The 13,936-nt window shown below is 67.5% G+C and carries 15 protein-coding genes, 1 tRNA gene and 1 pseudogene; 4 read left to right on the top strand and 13 right to left on the bottom strand.

Annotated elements, in window-relative coordinates; all coding sequences use genetic code 11:
* Positions 1 to 38: 38 nt before the first annotated feature.
* Together trhA and DTS01S_RS31170 are read left to right on the top strand one after the other, a co-directional pair.
* Positions 39 to 434 (top strand): annotated as a pseudogene (gene trhA, locus DTS01S_RS31165) (PAQR family membrane homeostasis protein TrhA); the annotation flags it as partial.
* Positions 435 to 510: 76 nt separating this feature from the next.
* Positions 511 to 693, top strand: coding sequence for a hemolysin III family protein (locus DTS01S_RS31170; protein WP_017406950.1), 183 nt, complete (start codon positions 511 to 513; stop codon positions 691 to 693).
* 93 nt (positions 694 to 786) lie between these two features.
* On the opposite strand, the gene DTS01S_RS10925 is transcribed toward DTS01S_RS31170, so the two are convergent.
* Positions 787 to 863 (bottom strand) — tRNA-Pro (locus DTS01S_RS10925).
* 60 nt (positions 864 to 923) lie between these two features.
* The gene (infA, locus tag DTS01S_RS10930) at positions 924 to 1,172 is read right to left on the bottom strand and encodes a translation initiation factor IF-1 (RefSeq protein WP_012206460.1); all 249 of its coding nucleotides are present in this window, start codon (positions 1,170 to 1,172) and stop codon (positions 924 to 926) included.
* Between the two features lie 453 nt (positions 1,173 to 1,625).
* Here infA and asd point away from each other — a divergent pair, with 453 nt between their 5' ends.
* Complete coding sequence (asd, locus tag DTS01S_RS10935) at positions 1,626 to 2,480, top strand: archaetidylserine decarboxylase (protein ID WP_026062786.1); 855 nt, start codon at positions 1,626 to 1,628, stop codon at positions 2,478 to 2,480.
* A 48-nt stretch (positions 2,481 to 2,528) separates the two neighbouring features.
* Here the strand turns inward: asd and DTS01S_RS10940 are convergent, their stop codons facing one another.
* The 8 genes from DTS01S_RS10940 to DTS01S_RS10975 form a co-directional block, all read right to left on the bottom strand.
* A complete protein-coding gene (locus DTS01S_RS10940) occupies positions 2,529 to 2,816 on the bottom strand; it encodes a hypothetical protein (RefSeq protein ID WP_016448351.1) in 288 nt (95 codons plus the stop codon).
* 71 nt (positions 2,817 to 2,887) lie between these two features.
* Positions 2,888 to 3,940 (bottom strand): NAD(P)/FAD-dependent oxidoreductase, encoded by a 1,053-nt coding sequence (locus DTS01S_RS10945; protein WP_017406952.1) that lies wholly within the window; start codon positions 3,938 to 3,940, stop codon positions 2,888 to 2,890.
* Positions 3,941 to 3,956: 16 nt separating this feature from the next.
* A complete protein-coding gene (gene fdxA, locus DTS01S_RS10950; RefSeq protein ID WP_012206456.1) occupies positions 3,957 to 4,286 on the bottom strand; it encodes a ferredoxin FdxA in 330 nt (109 codons plus the stop codon).
* A gap of 165 nt (positions 4,287 to 4,451) precedes the next feature.
* The gene (locus DTS01S_RS10955; RefSeq protein WP_016453316.1) at positions 4,452 to 5,819 is read right to left on the bottom strand and encodes a sulfate adenylyltransferase subunit 1; all 1,368 of its coding nucleotides are present in this window, start codon (positions 5,817 to 5,819) and stop codon (positions 4,452 to 4,454) included.
* The gene (gene cysD, locus DTS01S_RS10960; protein WP_016448348.1) at positions 5,819 to 6,751 is read right to left on the bottom strand and encodes a sulfate adenylyltransferase subunit CysD; all 933 of its coding nucleotides are present in this window, start codon (positions 6,749 to 6,751) and stop codon (positions 5,819 to 5,821) included. The genes DTS01S_RS10955 and cysD overlap by 1 nt, the downstream gene beginning before the upstream one ends.
* Before the next feature lie 40 nt (positions 6,752 to 6,791).
* Positions 6,792 to 7,550: a phosphoadenylyl-sulfate reductase gene (locus DTS01S_RS10965; protein WP_013801647.1), complete on the bottom strand. Its 759-nt coding sequence runs from the start codon at positions 7,548 to 7,550 to the stop codon at positions 6,792 to 6,794.
* 1 nt (position 7,551) lies between these two features.
* Entirely contained in the window at positions 7,552 to 7,935 is a 384-nt protein-coding gene (locus tag DTS01S_RS10970; RefSeq protein ID WP_017407096.1) for a DUF934 domain-containing protein, read from the bottom strand.
* Positions 7,936 to 7,963: 28 nt separating this feature from the next.
* Positions 7,964 to 9,796 (bottom strand): nitrite/sulfite reductase, encoded by a 1,833-nt coding sequence (locus tag DTS01S_RS10975; RefSeq protein ID WP_017407097.1) that lies wholly within the window; start codon positions 9,794 to 9,796, stop codon positions 7,964 to 7,966.
* A gap of 381 nt (positions 9,797 to 10,177) precedes the next feature.
* Between DTS01S_RS10975 and DTS01S_RS10980 the strand changes: the two genes are divergently transcribed.
* Positions 10,178 to 11,095: a hypothetical protein gene (locus DTS01S_RS10980; protein ID WP_017407098.1), complete on the top strand. Its 918-nt coding sequence runs from the start codon at positions 10,178 to 10,180 to the stop codon at positions 11,093 to 11,095.
* On the opposite strand, the gene DTS01S_RS10985 is transcribed toward DTS01S_RS10980, so the two are convergent.
* Genes DTS01S_RS10985 through DTS01S_RS10995 form a run of 3 tightly spaced genes read right to left on the bottom strand, consistent with a single transcriptional unit; the run spans position 11,031 to position 13,931 of the window.
* Entirely contained in the window at positions 11,031 to 11,864 is an 834-nt protein-coding gene (locus DTS01S_RS10985) for an ABC transporter ATP-binding protein (RefSeq protein WP_013801651.1), read from the bottom strand. The genes DTS01S_RS10980 and DTS01S_RS10985 overlap by 65 nt on opposite strands.
* A complete protein-coding gene (locus DTS01S_RS10990; protein ID WP_061287716.1) occupies positions 11,857 to 12,870 on the bottom strand; it encodes a FecCD family ABC transporter permease in 1,014 nt (337 codons plus the stop codon). Before DTS01S_RS10990 ends, DTS01S_RS10985 begins: the two co-directional genes overlap by 8 nt.
* Positions 12,870 to 13,931, bottom strand: a complete 1,062-nt coding sequence (locus DTS01S_RS10995; protein ID WP_017407414.1) for an iron ABC transporter substrate-binding protein — start codon at positions 13,929 to 13,931, stop codon at positions 12,870 to 12,872. The genes DTS01S_RS10990 and DTS01S_RS10995 overlap by 1 nt, the downstream gene beginning before the upstream one ends.
* Positions 13,932 to 13,936: the final 5 nt, after the last annotated feature.

Raw genomic sequence — 13,936 nt, forward strand, 5'->3', positions numbered from 1 at the left:
GGCGTCCGGCGTTCCTTGGTCATGCGACAGGAGGCTTCATGCCAGACTTGCAGGCAGGCTTGCCGAGCGGCACGAGCGTTTGGTGCCAGCCCGGCGAGCGGTTCAATACCTGGAGTCATCTGGCAGCCCTGCTCGTGGGCGTGGTGGCCAGTGTGGGCCTCATCTGCGAAACGGTGGCCGGCGGCGATGCGCGCAAGATTGCGGGCTCTGTGGTGTTTGGCCTCTCTCTGGCGGCGCTGTTCGGTGCCTCGGCCCTCTTTCATGGCTGCACCGGGGCACGCAAGCGTTTTTGGCAGCGCGTCGACCACGCCTGCATTTACCTGCTGATTGCCGGCAGCCACACGCCTTTTGCCTTGATGGCGCCCTCTGGCTTGTGGGCTTGGTCCTTGCTTGCCGGTGTATGGGCGCTCGCATTGCAGGGCGCGATACGTGCACTTGGTTTCGATTCGCCGCCGCGCCTGTCCCTGTACATCAGCCTTGGCTGGCTCAGCTTGGGGGGGCGCGGTGCCGATGGCCTTGCGCCACGGTGCGCAGACCCTGGCCTGGCTGCTCGCGGGCGGACTGCTCTATTCGGCAGGAACGGTGTTCTACCGAAGCCTTTCGAGCATGCGCCATTCGCATGGCATCTGGCACCTGTTCGTGGTTGCCGGCAGCGCCTGCCATACCGTCGCGGTGGTCGGTTTGCTGGCCTGAAGCGAGGGCTCGTGCTGGCGGCGCTGCGTTGGACGCTTTGGATTCTGTTAGACAAAAGCCCCTGGCTCTTTCGAACCAGGGGCTTGAATCATTTGGTCGGAGCGGCGGGATTCGAACTCGCGACCCTCTGCTCCCAAAGCAGATGCGCTACCAGGCTGCGCTACGCTCCGACTAAAACGCTATTGTAGCGTCAAAAAAATGGGTATTTTCGCAATGTGCGAATTTTCTGTTCAACGCGATCCAGGGCCGGGGCCACGGTTGGCCAGGTGGCGGAAGGTGATGCGGCCCTTGGTGAGGTCGTAGGGCGACATCTCCAGCGATACCTTGTCGCCAGCCAGGATGCGGATATGGTGCTTGCGCATCTTGCCGCCGGTGTAGGCGATCAGCTGGTGTCCGTTTTCCAGCGTCACACGAAAGCGAGAGTCAGGCAGGACTTCCGTGACGGAGCCTTGCATTTCAATCAGTTCTTCTTTGGCCATGTGTTCAATCTCTTAGGTCTGGGTCGGTTGCGGCACTCATTTGTCGGAACCACGAAAACCTTGCCTGGCCCACAGAACATGGGGTACGTGGTCAGGCTGAAAAGGCTGTGGATGTTCTGCGCAAAAGGCGCAGACCGGACAGAGGACCAGGTCACAACGGTGTCGCAAAGACGAAGCCCGGCAACACCTAAACTTCCTGATTCTACAGTGTTGTATTCGTCGCCGTGCGGGCGGTGTTCAAAGCGGCCATCGTACGCAAAACACAGGTCGGATTCGTGCTGGGACGGCGAGGCTTTTGTCATCCGCGTGTGATGAGATGGCCTCGAAAAACGTGCGCGAGGCTTTGCGGCGGTCCGGCCAGGGTTGAAGGCCGCGGTAGCCGAGGAGGGGGCGATGGTCGCGGGTTGGCTAGAATCCGCCCACAGCTTCTATTACTTTTATAGCAAAACCTCGATGTCTGATCGACTTGCCGTTCTCTCCCAGTATCTTTTGCCCAAGCAGGCGCTGACTGCCGTCATGGGGCGCCTGGCCCAGGCGCGTGCGGGTGACCTGACCACGGCAGTCATCCGTCGCTTCATTGCACGCTATGGCGTGGACATGTCGGAGGCGGCCGATTCCGATCCTGCGGCCTATGCCAGCTTCAACGAGTTCTTCACGCGGGCGCTCAAGCCCGGTGTGCGGCCGCTGGCTTCGGCTGACTGGGTCTGTCCTGTGGATGGCGCCATCAGCCAGATCGGCGCCATCGAGGGCGAGCAGATCTTCCAGGCCAAGGGGCACAGCTACAGCGCCACGGCGCTGGTCGGCGGCGATGCACAGCTGGCGCGGCAGTTCGACAACGGGCATTTCGCCACCATTTACCTGAGCCCGCGCGACTACCACCGCATCCACATGCCCTGTGCCGGCCGGTTGCGTCGGATGATTTATGTGCCCGGCGAACTGTTCTCGGTCAATCCGGTCACGGCGCGCGGCGTGCCGGGCCTGTTTGCACGCAACGAGCGCGTGGTCTGCGTCTTCGATACGGACCACGGTCCCATGGTGCTGGTGCTGGTGGGGGCCACCATCGTGGGCAGCATGGGAACGGTGTGGCACGGCATCGTCAATCCGCCGCGGCCCGGTCGCATCCAGGACTGGCGCTACGACGACCAGTCCATCGTCCTGGGCCAGGGCGAGGAAATGGGGCGCTTCCAGCTGGGCTCCACCGTGGTCATGCTGTTTCCCGCATCGGCAGGGCTGCGCTTCAACGCGCAGTGGACACATGCCGCGCCCGTGCGCCTGGGCCAGAAGATGGCCGGGCGCGGCGAGGCCTGAGTCTCGAAGGATCGTCGATGAAAAACCGGGCCCAGGCCCGGTTTCCTGTCAAAGAATCCAGCTCAAGGCTTCAGGGCGCCGCTGTGTGGTGAACATCGAGGGTGCGATGCTCAGCCGCTCTGGCCTGACGGGGTCTTCATGGCCGACCAGATAGACCATCAGTTCACGGCGGCGCAGTATGACGTGGCTGACCTTCTCGGCCTTCCCGTTCTGTGTGACCTGCGTGCCCGGGCGGAACAGCGGCATCTGGAAGGTGAAGCTGCGCGGATCGGCCGGTGGCGCGACGGCAGTGCTGGGAGGGGCTTCTAGAGTGGCAACCATAGGCTTGATGTGCATGAGTGGACGCTGCCCACCTTATCGGCACTGCCGCGCCGAACTGTAGGGTCGCCGGGCGGCGAACACCAAGCTCAGGCGTCCGGATGGGAAACGCCGAGGATGGCGTGCAGCCGTGCGCTGGTCGTCGTGTACTGCAGCAGCGGTTTCTCGCCCTGCAGGTACTCGGCGGCGGCAAAGGCCGCCATGGTGGCTTCATGGAAGCCGCACAGGATCAGCTTGTGCTTGCCCGGGTAGCTGACGATGTCGCCGATCGCATAGATGCCTGGCGCATCGGTGGCCTGGGTTGCAGGGTTCACCAGCAGCTGCTTGCGCTCCATGGCCAGGCCCCATTCGGCGACCGGGCCCAGGCGGGGGGAGATGCCCAGGCAGACGACCAGTTGCTGCGCCGCCAGTTCATGCTCCTGCCCTTCGCCATCCATCCACTGCACGGCACGCAGCAGGCCTGAGTCGGCATGCAGTTGCGTGATCTGGCCGATCACCACGCGGATGGCGCCGCTGTCGCGCAGCTCCTGCAGGCGCTCCAGCAACGGCGCCGAAGCCTGGAAGGCGTCGCGGCGGTAGAGCAGGCAGGTGGTCTGGGCCCTGTCGGCGCAGGCAATGGCCGCGGCCACGGCCTCTTCGTCGCCACCGTGGACGATGGCGGTCCGGCCGCGCACCATGTCCAGATCGGCGGGATGGTAGTGGAGCTGGCCTGCAGCCAGCCGCTCCACGCCGGGCACCTTCAGCGCCTTGGGCACAAAGGCGCCCACGCCAGCCGCGATGAAGACGCTGCGCGCATGCAGTTCAAGGCCTTGCGAGGTCTGCGCCAGCCAGCGGCCATCGTCCATGCGCTGCAGCTGGGCGACCTGCTGGGAAAGGTGCAGTTGCGCGTCCATGGGCGCGACCTGCCGCTGCAGCAACTGGACCAGTTCATGGCCCGTGCACACCGGAATGCCGGGAATGTCGTAGATGGGCTTGTCGCCGTACAGCTGCGCGCACTGCCCGCCCACATGGGGCAGGGCATCGACGACATGGCAGCGGATGCCTTGCAGCCCCAGCTGGAACACCTGGAACAGGCCCGCCGGGCCTGCGCCTATGACGAGGGCATCGGTCTGGATCGGTTGCGCGCCGGAGGTGTCTTGCATGGGCTGCTGCGCGGCTTCAGCGTTCGAGCTGGTCCAGCTTGCCGGGCTTGCCGTTCCAGTCGTCGGCGTCGGGCAGCGAGGCCTTGCGCTTGGTGATGCTCTTCCAGCCCTTTTCCAGCGACAGCTCGGCATTGAGCTTGATGAAGGCGAGCTGGTCGGCGGGGACGTCTTCCTCGGCAAAGATGGCATTGGCCGGGCATTCGGGAATGCACACGGCGCAATCGATGCACTCGTCAGGATCGATCACGAGGAAGTTGGGGCCTTCGCGGAAGCAGTCCACGGGGCAGACATCCACACAATCTGTGTATTTGCACTTGATGCAGTTTTCGGTGACGACGTGAGTCATGGGAGTCTTTTATTTGCGGTGTGAATGTCGGTATCAACCCGGGATTCTAGAATTTTTCGGAACACGGTCCTGCACATGCAAGAGATTCTGGCGCGGACTGCTGCGGTTTTCTGAAAGCCCACGAGCCGGCATGTGCCGGCTCGCGAAGCGGGACTGTCCAGTTGCTCAATCCAGCAGTGCAGCGCCTGCGGTAGCGTGGCTGGCCGTGTCCACGAGGATCAGCGCACCCAGCTGGCGGGCCTGGGCGAAGGGCGCCGCGGGAATGCTTTCCTGCAGCAGCAGCTCCACGCGGCCGATGGCGTTGGGCTCCAGCTGGGTGGCCTCTTCCTGGGCCAGCGTGTGGATGTTCAGGCGGTGCACCACGCGGCGGGCCTTGGCCTTGATCCAGCGGTGGCCGTGCAGCGCCAGGTAGGTGCGGCCGGGGACCAGCGGCTGCTCGTCCATCCAGGCCACGGTGGCGGTCAGCTCGCGCTGGCTGGGCCATGCCGGCTGTGTCCCGGGGGCATCGAAGTCGTCGTCTGCCACTGCTGCCGCAGCCACCGGGGCGGCGACGATCCAGTCGCCGCGCGAGACATCGACCTCGCGGTCCAGCGTGATGCCGGCCGACAGGCCCGCGTCGATGGAGCCGGGAACGCGGGCATGGTCCAGCACCTGGGCAATCACGGCCTGCTGGCCGCTGGGCAGGATCTGCACGGCGTCGCCCACGCGTGCGCGGCCTGCGGCCACGCGGCCCCAGAACACGCGGCGGCCCTGGCTGGTATCGGCCGAGGACGAGAATTTCTCCACCCACTGCACGGGGAAGGCCAGCGCCAGGCCGGTGTCGGTCGGCGTGTTGGGCAACTGCTCCAGCAGTTGCAGCAGGCTGGGACCGTCGTAGCCGGCCCAGCCGGGCTCGGCGTTGACCACGTTGAAGCCCTTGAGGGCCGAGACGGGCACGGTGGCCGCGGAGGCGATGCCGGCCTCGGCCGTGAAGCGCTGCAGCGCGCCACGGATGTGGACGAAGGCCAGTTGCGGGTCTTCGACGGCGTCGAGCTTGTTGACGGCAAACACCAGCGAGTGCACGCGCAGCAGGTGGGCCAGCAGGCTGTGGCGGCGCGTCTGCGGCAGCAGGGTGAGCTGCGGGTTCTTCCAGTCGAGCTTGGTGGCATCGACCAGCACCACGGCGGCGTCGGCGCTGCTGGCGGCGGTGACCATGTTGCGCGTGTACTGCTCATGGCCCGGCGCGTCGCCGATGATGAACTTGCGGCTTTCGGTGGCGAAGTAGCGGTAGGCCACGTCGATGGTGATGCCCTGCTCGCGCTCGGCCGACAGGCCGTCGGTCAGCAGCGCCAGGTCGGTCTCGCCGCTCTTGGTGACGCCGGCGAGCTGGTCCTGGAGCACGGCACGCGTGTCCACCAGCAGGCGGCCGATCAGCGTGCTCTTGCCGTCGTCGACGGAGCCGCAGGTGATGAAGCGCAGGGCCGAGGCGTTGGAGGCCTCGGTGGCGGGGGAATCCGCAACGGCTGCGCCGGCGGCAATGCTTGCGGTGGTCATCAGAAATATCCGTCCTTCTTGCGCTTTTCCATGGAGGCTTCGCTGGTCTTGTCGTCCATGCGCGTGGCGCCGCGCTCGCTGACATCGGCGGCCAGGGTTTCGAGCACGATGTCGGCCGCCGTGGCGGCATCGCTTTCCACGGGGCAGGTGCAGGTGATGTCGCCCACGGTGCGAAAGCGCACGTCGCGCACCACGACTTCCTCGCCGTCACGCGGCGGTGTGAGTTCGGTCACGGGCACCAGCAGGCCGCGGCGTTCCACCACTTCGCGCTTGTGCGTGTAGTAGATGCTGGGCAGGGCGATCTGCTCGCGCTCGATGTATTGCCACACGTCGAGTTCGGTCCAGTTGCTGATGGGGAACACGCGGAAGTGCTCGCCGGGGGCCAGACGCGTGTTGAACAGCGTCCACAGTTCGGGGCGCTGTGCCTTGGGCTGCCATTGGCCGAAGCTGTCGCGGTGGCTGAAGATGCGTTCCTTGGCGCGGGCCTTTTCCTCGTCGCGGCGCGCGCCGCCGATCAGGGCGTCGAAGCGGAATTCATCGATGGCCTCCAGCAGCGTCACCGACTGGTGGACGTTGCGGCTTTCGCCCGGATGGGCCAGGCGCACGGTGCCGCGTGCCATGGAGTCCTCGACGCTGCGCACGATGAGTTCGGCGCCGAGCTCCTTGGCGCGCAGGTCGCGGAAATCGGTCACTTCCGGGAAGTTGTGGCCGGTGTCGATCATCAGCAACGGGTAGGGGATGCGGCCCTTGCCGAAGGCCTTTTCGGCGCAGCGCAGCATGACCAGCGAGTCCTTGCCGCCCGAAAACAGCAGGGCGGGGCGCTCGAAGGCGGCGGCCACTTCGCGCAGCACGAAGATGGTTTCCTCTTCAAGGGCGTCGAGGTGGCGGTTGCTGAGATGGCTCAGCACGGAGGTGTCCACACGGGCGTTCATTTCTTGGTTTCCAATCAAATCGGTGTCAAACGCTGTTGTTTCACTTCTTGGCGTGCAGCCCGCATTCCTTGGCCGCTTCATCCTCCCACCACCAGCGGCCGGCGCGGAAGTCTTCGCCAAGGCTGACGGCGCGCGTGCAGGGTGCGCAGCCGATGCTGGGATAGAACTGGTCGTGCAGCGGGTTGTAGTCCACGCCATGGCTGGCGATGTAGTGCCAGACATCGCCCTGGGTCCAGTCGGTCAGCGGGTTGAACTTGGTCAGGCCCTTGGTCTCGACCTCGCTGCGGTCCACGGCGGGCACGTCGGCGCGGGCATTGGACTGCTCGCGGCGCAGGCCCGTGATCCAGGCGCTCTTGCCGGCCAGCGCACGCGCCAGCGGCTCCATCTTGCGCACGCCGCAGCAGGCCTTGCGCAGCTCGATGCTGCGGTACATGGCGTCCTGGCCGTTGTCGCGGATGAAGTGGATCACCGATTCGAGCTGCGGCCGGTAGACCTTGACGCTCAGGCCGGGCAGCGACTGGGTGCGCTCCAGCAGGGCCAGGGTCTCGGTGTGCAGCGCGCCGGTGTCCAGCACGAAGACGGGTATGTCCAGGCCCAGGCGGTGGATGATGTCGGTGATCACCACATCCTCGGCGCCCAGGCTGGAGGCCTGCGTCACGGCCTCGGCGCCCAGCGCCGCTGCCTCGCGCAGCAAGGCCTCGGTGGCGGCCAGCTTGTCGGCAAAGCCGCTGCTGGCACGGCCGTTGACCTCGGTGGCCTTGGCCGATGCCTGTCGCGACAGAAAGCTTTGCGCACCCATGTCAGGCTGCCTTGACGAAGTGGGGCTCGGGATGGACGGCATCACCCTGGTAGAAGCCGTGGAAGCGTTCCAGCTGGCGCTGGGCATCGGAGATGTCCACGCCTTCGCGCAGCACGGCCACGTCGAAGCCGCAGCGCTGCATCTGCACCAACTGGTCGATCAGCACGTCGCCCGTGGCGCGGATTTCTCCCTGGAAGCCCAGGCGCTTGCGCAGCAGGCGGGCCTGGCTGAAGGCGCGGCCGTCGGTGAACTTGGGAAAGTTGAGGTCGATGCGCTGCACGCCGGTCAGGTCCAGCGTGAAGGGGTCGGCGTCATTGGCCGGGGCGATGACAGTCTGCTGGCCTTCGGCCGGGCTTTGGTGCTCGTGGGCGGCGATGATTTTCATGGGGATCTCCTGCGGCTCTCACCTGGGGTCAGGCGGCCGCTTCCTCGGTGTGCTTGGCGGGGTGGCGGGCTGCATTGCCGGCGGCCTTGAACGGTTCGATGCCCACGCGGCGCACGGTGGCGATGAAGGTCTCGAAACGGCCGCCTTCGCTTTGGCGCTGTTCGCGGTAGGTGGCCAGCAGGGCCTCGATCACGCCGGGCACTTCGGCGGCGCTGAACGAGGGGCCGATGATCTTGCCGGGCGTGGCCGGGCCGGACAGGTGGGAGCCGTCGGCGCCGCCCAGCGTGATCTGGTACCACTCCTTGCCGTCCTTGTCCACGCCCAGGATGCCGATGTGGCCGCTGTGGTGGTGGCCGCAGCTGTTGATGCAGCCGCTGATGTGCAGGTCGATCTCGCCCAGGTCCCACAGCTCGTCCAGGTCCTGGTAGCGCTCGGTGATGGCCTCGGCAATGGGCAGGGAGCGTGCATTGGCCAGCGAGCAGAAGTCGCCGCCGGGGCAGGCGATCATGTCGGTCAGCAGGCCGATGTTGGGCTTGGCCAGGCCCAGGGCCTTGGCCGCCTTGTACAGCTGGGGCAGCTGGTCGCGGCGCACCCAGGGCAGCAGCAGGTTCTGCTCGTGGGTGACGCGCATCTCGCCGGCCGAGAACTGGTCGGCCAGCTCGGCGGCGGCATCCATCTGGTCGGCCGTGGCGTCGCCGGGCGCGTAGCCCAGGCGCTTGAACGACAGCAGCACGGCGCGCAACTGCGGGTGGCGGTGCGGGCGCACATTGCTGGTCAGCCAGCGGCCGAAGTCCTTGTCTTCCTCGGCGGCGGTGCGCAGCAGGGCCAGGGTCTCGGCCTCGGCATTGGCGGGCGACAGGTCCAGCTCGGGCTCGCGGAAATTGGCGGCCACGCGGTCGTACTCGGCTTGCGTGATGGTGTGGGGACCACCCTCGACCTCGACGATCTGGCGGAACTCCTCATCGACCTGGTCGATGTAGTTCTGGCCCTCGGACTTCACGAGGATCTTGATGCGCGCCTTCCAGGCGTTGTCGCGGCGGCCGTAGCGGTTGTAGACGCGGATCACGGCTTCCAGGTAGTTCATCAGCTGGTTCCAGGGCAGGAACTCGCGCAGCACCGGGCTGATGGTGGGCGTGCGGCCCATGCCGCCGCCCACGCGCACCTTGAAGCCCAGCTCACCAGCCTCGTTCTTGAGCAGCTGCAGGCCCACGTCGTACCAGCCCAGCGCGGCGCGGTCTTCCTCGGCGCCGCTGATGGAGACCTTGAACTTGCGCGGCAGGAAGCTGAACTCGGGGTGCAGCGTGCTCCACTGGCGCAGGATTTCGGTGAAGGGGCGGGGGTCGGCGATCTCGTCGATGGCAATGCCGGCCAGCGCGTCGCTGTTGATGTTGCGGATGCAGTTGCCGCTGGTCTGGATGCCGTGCAGGTTCACGCTGGCCAGCAGGTCCATCACGTCGGCGGCCTTGGACAGCGGAATCCAGTTGTACTGCACGTTGGTGCGCGTGGTGAAGTGGCCGTAGCCGAACTTCAGGTCGGAGCCGATGCGGCGGCCGTCGTGCAGGGGAATGTCGCCCAGCTTGGCCTGGGTGTCGCGGGCCTCGGCCAGCAGGGCGGCGTCGGGCTGGTCGTACTCGCGGGCCACGCGGGCCAGCACGCGCAGCTGGGCGCTGGACAGCTCGCCGTAGGGCACGGCCACGCGCAGCATGGGCGCGTAGCGCTGCACATACCAGCCGTTTTGCAGGCGCAGGGGCTTGAACTCATCCTCCGAGAGCTTGCCGGCCTGCCAGCGTTCGAGCTGGTCACGGAACTGCTCGGCGCGCAGGCGGATGAACTGTTTGTCGAATTCGGTGTATTGGTACATGGCGCTTCGGATGTGGGGTCTTCGACTGCCGCCAGTGGCGGCGGTGCAGGGGCTCATCGCGTGGCACCGAGGCACTTGCGGGACACGCGCACAGAACCCTGCATGGAGGGGAATGTAAGCAATGGCCTTATAGAAGCAAACGATTGTTTTGTCCTGCAAGTATGTGGATATGGATATAAGTGAATGGCAGCAGACTTTGCGGGGCTGGGCATGCCAAACGCATGGGCGGCCGATATGCTTGCCGGCCAGAGGGAGGATTTCAGAATGCGAAACCGTTGTGCCGCCATCGGGCTGGCCTTGGCATTGGCAACTGCTGCTCAGGCGCAGGCCCAGAAGCCGGCACCGCCGCCGTCTGCGTTGTCAGCAGCGCACACAGCTGACATGCCTGAACCCGACAAATCCGCACAGGAATCAGCCTGGGATGCGTATCTGCATCGCGTGGCGGCGCAGTTGGCCGGTTCCGGCAGCGGGCGCGATCTGGCCTTTGCGGCCATCCTGATCAATCTGTCGCCCCGCGACAAAAGCGCTGTCAGCCAGGCCGAGGGCTGGCGCCAGGACGCGCTGGAGCGGGCAGGGCAGGATGCGCTGGCCTATCAACTGCTGGCCTCCAAGGCCCCTGAGGACGAAGGCGAAGTGCGCTCCGAGGCTGCCCGCCGCTGGCTGGCGCTGGAGCCCAGCAATTTCTCTGCGCTGATGCAGCAGGCGCTGGGACCGCAGGAACTGCTGGTTGCAGCGCGCGAAAGCCGCTACGCGGACCTGCACATGTATGACGGCGTGCGCTGGATGCAGTCCGCTTTGCTGCGCCATCCGCCCACGGCACAGGAGCTGCAGGCGCTGGGTGGCAGTCCGAACTACCGGCTCGAGGAAGGCGCGGTGATCACTGCAATAGGTATCTGGACAGCCTTTCCCTTGACGGGCTACAAGACGCTGCTGGATACCTGCAAACCCGAAGCGATGGGCAAAACCCCGGCGCGCGAGGCCGACTGCCTGCATGTAGCCCACCTGCTGACGCAGCGCTCATCGACCGTGCTGGACGAGGGCTTTGGGCTGGCGATTCAACGCCGGCTGGCCAAAACCCCGACCGAGCGCGCCGCGGCCCAGGCCCGGCGCCGCCAGTTGGAGTGGCTGATGCAAGCGTCCGCCCCGCTCGGCATGCAGGACGGAGGAGCCCGGTTTGCCCGGCTGCTGGCCGATCCTTCCATCCACAGCGAGCAGCAATTGCTGCAGCGCTTGCTCAAGGATGCAGGCCGGCCCTTGACGCCGCCGCCGTGCTGGAAGTGGCGCCCGCCCAGACCTTAGGGATTGCCGGCAGCCGCGCCGCCACCGCCGCCTCGCTCACCCCATAGAGCGCAGCGAGCGCGGCCGGTGTCGCCACTTGCGCCGCCGCACCGCAGGCCTGCAGGCCGCCGCGGCCCAGCAGGGCGATGCGGTCGGCCACCTGCAGCGCATGCTCGGGCTGGTGGGTGGACAGCAGCACGGCCATGCCGCGTGCACGCAGCGCGGCAATCTGGTCCAGCACGCGGATCTGGTTGCCGAAGTCCAGGCTGGCCGTGGGCTCGTCCATGACCAGCAGCGCTGGCTCCTGGGCCAGGGCGCGTGCGATCAGCACCAGCTGGCGCTCGCCGCCGCTCAGCTCGGTGTAGGGACGCAGCGCCAAATGGGCGATGCCCAACTGCTCCAGGCAGCCCAGCGCCAGGGCACGGTCGGCACTTGAAGGCCGTGCCAGCGCAGGCAGGCGCGCGGCACGGCCCATGAGCACCATGTCCAGCGCTTCGAAGCCGAAGACGCCGGCCTGAGCCTGGGGCACATAGCCCACGCGCCGCGCAAACTCGGCACGCGGCCAGCTGTGCACGGGCTGGCCCTGCACGCGCACCTCTCCGGCCAGCGGCGCCAGCAGGCCCAGCACGGTGCGGAACAGCGTGGTCTTGCCGCAGCCGTTGGGTCCCAGCAGGCACAGCACCTCGCCTGCGGCAATGGCCAGGTCCAGCCCCTGGCTGACGCGCCGCCGCCCATGGCCTGTGGCCAGGGCCAGCGTCTGCAGCACGGGTGGGGCCTGCACCTCAGTCATTGCGGCCCGTGCGCGACAGCAGGTAGAGAAAGAAGGGCGCGCCGACCAGGGCCGTGAGAATGCCCAGCGGCAGCTCGATGCGCGCCGCACTGCGCGCCAGCGTGTCGGCCGCCACCACGAAGCCCGCGCCCAGCAGCGCCGAGGCCGGCAGCAGGCGCACGAAATTGGGGCCGACCAGCAGGCGCGCCACATGCGGCACCACCAGCCCCACCCATCCGACGATGCCGGCCAGCGATACGGCGGCCGCCGTGCCCAGCGTGGCACAGGCCACCAGCAGCAGGCGCAGGCGTGCCACGGGCACACCCAGGGCCAGCGCCTCCTCGTCGGGCAGGCCCAGCAGGTTGATGCGCCAGCGCAGCAGCAGCAGGGGCAGCAGGGCGCACAGCATCACGGGTGCCGTGGCACCCAGCTCGGGCAGGGTCACGGCGCTCAGGCCGCCCATGAGCCAGAAGGTGATGGATGGCAGCTGCGTATTGGGGTCGGCCAGCGTCTTGACCAGGGCGATGCCCGCGCCCAGTAGCGCGCCCAGCGCAATGCCGGCCAGCACCAGAACCAGCACCGGGTCATGGCGGCGCACGCTGGCGCTGATGGCCACCACCACGGCCACGGCGGCCAGCCCGCCACCAAAGGCCAGGGCCTGCACGGCCGTCATGGACCAGCCCAGGAAGATGCCCAGCACCGCGCCCAGGCCGGCACCGGCCGAGACGCCCAGGATGTCGGGCGAGACCAGCGGGTTGCGGAACATGCCCTGGTAGGCCGCGCCTGCCGCCGCCAGCGTGGCGCCCACGGCCAGGCCTGCGGCGATGCGCGGCAGGCGGATGTTCCAGAGCACGGTCTCGGCGCTGGCGGACAAGGGGGATGCCGTGCCCGTGGCGCGCGCCAGCAGCGACTGCCACAGCTGCTGCGGCGCGATGGAGAACTGACCCGCCGCCAGCGCCCACAGCAGCACGGCGGCCAGCAAGGCCAGCGCGAGCACCCACCCCAGGCGGCGGCCTGTGGCAGGCATCAACGCGCAGTCTCCATCAGCCTGCCCAGCGCTGCGGGCGACAGGTCGGCGCCGTAGAACAGGCGGTAGAAGTCGCGCACCTCGCGCTCCAACGGCGGCAGTCCCTGCTGGGCCGGCGCCTGTGGGTGGAGCTTTTCCAGCAGCCAGCGCACGCCGATCAGCCGGTTGACGCCGGGCGGACCATCCAGCCAGCCGAAGGGCCAGACCGGCGCGCAGTGCACGCGGCCCGAGCGCACGGCGGCTACGCCGCGCCACAGCGGGTCCTGGCGCATGCGCTCGGCAAGGCCGGGTTCCTGCGTGACGATGACCTGCGGGTCCCAGGCCAGGATCTGCTCCATGGACACGCGCGTGAGCCCGCCACGCCCTGCATCGGCGGCCACATTGCACCCGCCCGCATATTCGACGGCTTCCACATTGATGGAGCCCGCCAGCCCTGTCTCCAGGCCATTGGCGCTGCGCGCGAAATACACGCGCGGGCGCTCGGCCGGTGCCATGCCCTGGGTCGAACGCTGCGCCAGCGCCGCCACGGCATCGGCATGGCGGGCCAGGGTTTCGCCACGTGCGGCCTCGCCCAGCAGGGCGCCGACCTCGCGCAACTGGCGTGCGTGGTCGGCCAGCGAGCCCTGGATCAGCACGCAGGGCAGGCCGGTCTGGCGCGCCAGCCGCTCGGTGGCCGAGATATAGGTGGCATCGGCCGTGCCGGCGTCCAGCACCAGGTCGGGCTGCAGCTTCAGCAGCGACTCCAGCGGCATGGTGCTGCCGCGCCCGGACAGGCGGCCCAGATGCGGCAGCGCCTGCAGTGTGGGCCCCAGATAGGCGCGCGAGACATCGTCCAGCTGCTGGGGCCAGCCCAGCAGCTTGTGCGGTGCCAGCGTGGCCACCAGCACGCCTGCGGGCGGTCCGGCCGCGAATACGCGGCGCAGCCTGGCAGGGTCCGGCAACTGTCCCATGCGGGCGGCAATCGTGGTTGCCTGGGCATGGCCGGGAACAAGAGCCGATGAGGCCAGTGCCGCCATGGCCTGGCCCAGCCAGCGGCGGCGGGTGAACAGAAGATCGGTCATGAAAA

The sequence above is a fragment of the Delftia tsuruhatensis NBRC 16741 genome (assembly GCF_001571325.1).
GTDB classification, from domain to species: domain Bacteria; phylum Pseudomonadota; class Gammaproteobacteria; order Burkholderiales; family Burkholderiaceae_C; genus Comamonas; species Comamonas tsuruhatensis.

Coding starts and splice junctions, on each gene's coding strand:
- cysD (WP_016448348.1), bottom strand. CDS start 6,751: ATGAACGCCCGTGTGGACACCTCCGTGCTGAGCCATCTCAGCAACCGC.
- DTS01S_RS10995 (WP_017407414.1), bottom strand. CDS start 13,931: ATGACCGATCTTCTGTTCACCCGCCGCCGCTGGCTGGGCCAGGCCATG.
- DTS01S_RS10945 (WP_017406952.1), bottom strand. CDS start 3,940: ATGCAAGACACCTCCGGCGCGCAACCGATCCAGACCGATGCCCTCGTC.
- fdxA (WP_012206456.1), bottom strand. CDS start 4,286: ATGACTCACGTCGTCACCGAAAACTGCATCAAGTGCAAATACACAGAT.
- DTS01S_RS10970 (WP_017407096.1), bottom strand. CDS start 7,935: ATGAAAATCATCGCCGCCCACGAGCACCAAAGCCCGGCCGAAGGCCAG.
- infA (WP_012206460.1), bottom strand. CDS start 1,172: ATGGCCAAAGAAGAACTGATTGAAATGCAAGGCTCCGTCACGGAAGTC.
- DTS01S_RS10985 (WP_013801651.1), bottom strand. CDS start 11,864: ATGACTGAGGTGCAGGCCCCACCCGTGCTGCAGACGCTGGCCCTGGCC.
- DTS01S_RS10955 (WP_016453316.1), bottom strand. CDS start 5,819: ATGACCACCGCAAGCATTGCCGCCGGCGCAGCCGTTGCGGATTCCCCC.
- DTS01S_RS10975 (WP_017407097.1), bottom strand. CDS start 9,796: ATGTACCAATACACCGAATTCGACAAACAGTTCATCCGCCTGCGCGCC.
- DTS01S_RS10940 (WP_016448351.1), bottom strand. CDS start 2,816: ATGCACATCAAGCCTATGGTTGCCACTCTAGAAGCCCCTCCCAGCACT.
- DTS01S_RS10990 (WP_061287716.1), bottom strand. CDS start 12,870: ATGCCTGCCACAGGCCGCCGCCTGGGGTGGGTGCTCGCGCTGGCCTTG.
- DTS01S_RS10980 (WP_017407098.1), top strand. CDS start 10,178: ATGCCTGAACCCGACAAATCCGCACAGGAATCAGCCTGGGATGCGTAT.
- asd (WP_026062786.1), top strand. CDS start 1,626: ATGTCTGATCGACTTGCCGTTCTCTCCCAGTATCTTTTGCCCAAGCAG.
- DTS01S_RS31170 (WP_017406950.1), top strand. CDS start 511: ATGGCCTTGCGCCACGGTGCGCAGACCCTGGCCTGGCTGCTCGCGGGC.
- DTS01S_RS10965 (WP_013801647.1), bottom strand. CDS start 7,550: ATGGGTGCGCAAAGCTTTCTGTCGCGACAGGCATCGGCCAAGGCCACC.